Here is a 3859-nt window from a genome sequence, read left to right on the forward strand (position 1 = left end):
CGCACCTCATCGCCAACAAAAACAGCTTCGTGCTAAAACGCGATGAAATTTTAAATTTAAGAGATAAACTAGCCTGCACGATCGCCTAAACGCTCGCTTGCCCTGCCACACGGTGCCTGCGGCCGGCGCGGCATATTTTGCGTGAGTAAATCATCACCGTCTTGGCGCGCTGTCGTTTAAAAAACTGCTGCTGCGTATAGAATTTTACGGCGGCAACCGCACCGCTTAAATTTAAACAAACTCAGAAATTTGATTTATCAAGAAGTGGAGGCACTTTGCCGGGCCTCGCAGCGCAAGATTTTAAAATTCTATCGCTATAAATTTTAAAATTTAGCCTAAATTTACAGCTCGTAGAATTCCGAAATTCTAAAACTCTGTGGCATAGAATTTCAAAATTCCACTTCACAATTTTATGCCGTAAAATTTAAAATTCTCGCGAACTCTAAATTTGAGCTCAAATTCCTGCGGCTTGGAAACGGCAGAATTTCGGAATTTCAACTCGCGAAATTTCGCCGCTCAAAATCGCACGAAAATTAATCGGCGCTACTTTTTAAGCATAAAAAATAGCCCACGCCAAAATCAAGATGCTAGCCAACCACATCGCAACTAAGTAAAGCTCCGCAAATCCTGCGTATAAGCCAACTGCCATGGCGACATTTGAAAAGCTGCTTCATAAGGCTTACAAAGCCCGCACAAGCAGCATTATCACCTATATTTTCGGGCAGGATAAATACACTTGGCGCGAGCAATATATACAGCGCAAAAAATTTCAAATATAGCCGTTTAACAATTTTGATAAATTTTGGATTTAAGACAGGTTGCATCCCGGCGCCCGGCTCGAGCCCAGTCCGCGCTAGCTTGATTTTTTCGGGCACCGTTTGCTTTGGTCAGCTTTGTTTCGGATTTTTTCTGCACGTCTTGAGTCCGTTTTTGCGTGCTTTACTAAATTTTCTCGGAGAAATTTTACCACGATAAAATTTTACGTAGTAAAGCTATACCTAAAATTTCAAATCCGCTAAAGTTTAAAATTTTAAAGCTGCGTGGAGATTCGCCAAAGTAAGGCTTCGCAAAAATTTAGCTAGAAATTTAAAAGTGTCCGCGCCATTTATTGTACCGAACGTAGGCTAGCGCGACAATACATACTCTACCGAGAACGGCGAGCTGTTATTGCGGTAACTCAAACGGCATGCTACCAAGCCTTACCGACGCAATAAAGCAGGAAGCGGTCTATGTGTATGAAATTTGTGGCAGATAAAATTCCACCGCGATAAACACAATAAATTTAGATATTACGGATGATCTGCGTAATTACGATTCTTATGTGTCGCATCGTAAATTTTGCGCGTGGCAAGCTTTGAGCCGAAAATATTGTCGTCTCTTATCGCGGTCGCGCCAAAAAACCATGACTGTTTGCGACGCCAAAAGCTACTTACGTGCAAAGCGAACAAGAATAAAATTTTACCAACCTGGCGCGACGAAAGAGCCGCACCTACGCCGCGATGATTTCACGCACCTTTTCGGTGAAATTATCGCCCACGATGTATTCGGTCTGATAAACTAGCACCTCGCTGCCGTTGCGGATCCGCAGAATCAGCCGCTTGGTGTTTTTTAGCGCCGTATCGCAAAAAGCGAGGTGGTAAATTTTATAAATCTTCTCGCGATTTAGCTCGCCTAGGCTTAGCTCAAACTCGAAATCTTGCGCGTTTTTGCGCTGCGCCTCGCGCTCTTTGCGCGCCTTAAGGGCGGGATCCTCCGCAGTAAACCCGCCCCTTCGCTCCGTGAAATTCCCGCTGCCGTAGCCGCCGCCTCGTTCGCCGCCGAAGTTTCCGCCAGAGCCGAAATTGCCGCTGTTAAAGCCTCCGCGCTCCCTACCGCCAAAGCCTCGCACCTTGCTAGGTGCGTAGCCGTCGATATTTTGCGCGGCATCTAGAGTTAAAATTTCATCCAGATAAATTTGAAATTTCCCGCCGTAAGGGCTAGTGTTTTTGCTAAGCCGCGCCCAAAACGCCATCGGGCGCTCCAGCTGCGCATCCGTTAGCGCAGTGACCGCATCACAAATATCGCCGAACGCACTCATCTCGAAGCTGCCCGCAAGATCAAGCACCGTAAGATTTACCATCTGCTTGCCCGATTTAGTCGTGCGGGTATGGACATTTTCAATCTTGCCGACGCATAAAATTTTAACGCCCGCGCCCCCGTCGTCCACCAGCTCGTCGAATTCGCTGGATTTGGTGTACGAAATGCCGTCAAGCTCACTAGCATAGGCTCTTAGCGGATTTTCGCCCAAAAATACCCCCGCGCGCGGACGGAAGCTCGCATCGCGGGCATTTTGCAGGCTCATCATCGAAAGAAACGATAGCTGATACGCTGCGCCGCCGACTGCGCTTTTTGAAATTTTGATCATAAAGGCGTACGGGCGCTCCCGCTCCTGCGGGCTTAAGTTTTCGATCGCCTTTAGCGCGTTATCGAACACCGCGAGCTCGAAGCTGCCGTGCAGATCAAGCACGTTTAAAATCCCCATTTTTTTGCCCGTTTTCGTCATGCGCGTGGACAGATCCTCGATCCGCCCCACGCTAAGCACCTCGGCGCTATCTCCGTCGATCTCGCTAAACGCCGAGGATAGCGTATAGTCGATGCCCTCCATCTCCTCTTTGTAATCATCCAGCGGATGCCCCGAGAGATACACGCCCACGGTCTGCTGCTCAAATTTTAAAATTTCGCCCTGCGGAAATTCCTTGTCGGTATCGACGAAGCTTACGCTCATGCCGCTCGTCATATCCTCATCTTCTCCAAAAAGCGAGCTCTCGGCGTCCTTTTTAATCTCGGTGATCTTTTTCATCACGTCTAGGATATTTTCCATATTTTGAATCATCGCTAATCGGCTCTTACCCAGACAATCCATCGCGCCTGCATAGATCAGCGACTCGATGACCTTTTTATTGACGCGGAAATTATCCACGCGCGAAGCAAAATCGTCGATGCTTTGAAATTTAGCCTCGCTTTGAAGCTCTAAGATATTCTCGATCGCGGCGCCGCCCACCCCCTTGATCGCGCCAAGACCGTAGATGATCGAGGTGCCCGATTTGGAATTTTCGTCGTCCACGACGCTAAAACCTCTTAAGCTTTGATTGATCGACGGCGGCAAAAGCCCGATACCAAGGCGGCTAGCCTCGTCGATATATTTTGAAATTTTATCGGTGTTGCCCTCCTCCGAAGTAAGCAGCGCCGCCATAAACTCCGCCGGATAGTAGGTCTTAAGATAGGCTGTTTGAAAGGTGATCATCGAATACGCCGCGGCGTGGGATTTGTTAAAGCCGTAGGAGGCAAATTTCATAATCAGATCAAATAGCTCATCCGCCTTAGCTACGTCAAAGCCCAGCCCTTTGGCGCCGTTTAGATACTGCTCGCGCATGTGAGCAAGCTTCTTTTCATCCTTCTTACCCATCGCGCGACGCACCAGATCGGCATCGCCCAAGCTAAAGCCGCCCACCTTCTGCACGATCTGCATGACCTGCTCTTGATAGACGATGATGCCATATGTTGGCTCTAAAATTTCTTTTATCTCGGGGAAGATATAGCTTGCTTTTAGCTCTCCGTGTTTGATCCTGATAAAATCGGGGATTAGATCCATCGGTCCCGGGCGGTAGAGCGAGATCATCGCGATGATATCCTCGAAGCGGTCGGGGCGCAGGTTCATCGCCAGATCCTGCATGCCCGCGCCCTCGATTTGGAAAATCCCCAGCGTGTTGCCGCTTTGAATCGTCTCATAGGTTTTGTGGTCGTTGAAATCGATCTCCTCCCAGACAATATCGCGGCCGTAGCGGCGCTTTACGAGCTTGGCGGCATTATCGATCACATC

At 48.6% G+C, this 3859-nt stretch carries 3 protein-coding genes; 1 reads left to right on the forward strand and 2 read right to left on the reverse strand.

What is annotated here, in order from left to right:
- Positions 1-241: 241 nt before the first annotated feature.
- Positions 242-406 carry a hypothetical protein gene (locus Q0413_RS02235; RefSeq protein WP_298986877.1) on the reverse strand — a complete coding sequence of 55 codons (165 nt, stop codon included), beginning with the start codon at positions 404-406 and terminating at the stop codon, positions 242-244.
- A gap of 241 nt (positions 407-647) precedes the next feature.
- On the opposite strand from Q0413_RS02235, the gene Q0413_RS02240 reads away from it, so the two are divergent.
- Positions 648-779 (forward strand): hypothetical protein, encoded by a 132-nt coding sequence (locus tag Q0413_RS02240; RefSeq protein ID WP_298986879.1) that lies wholly within the window; start codon positions 648-650, stop codon positions 777-779.
- 710 nt (positions 780-1489) lie between these two features.
- Here the strand turns inward: Q0413_RS02240 and dnaE are convergent.
- Positions 1490-3859 (reverse strand): DNA polymerase III subunit alpha (gene dnaE / locus Q0413_RS02245; RefSeq protein ID WP_298986880.1); only part of this gene is annotated, 2370 nt, incomplete at its 5' end.

Source organism: uncultured Campylobacter sp. (assembly GCF_938045465.1).
In the GTDB taxonomy this organism is placed as follows: domain Bacteria; phylum Campylobacterota; class Campylobacteria; order Campylobacterales; family Campylobacteraceae; genus Campylobacter_B.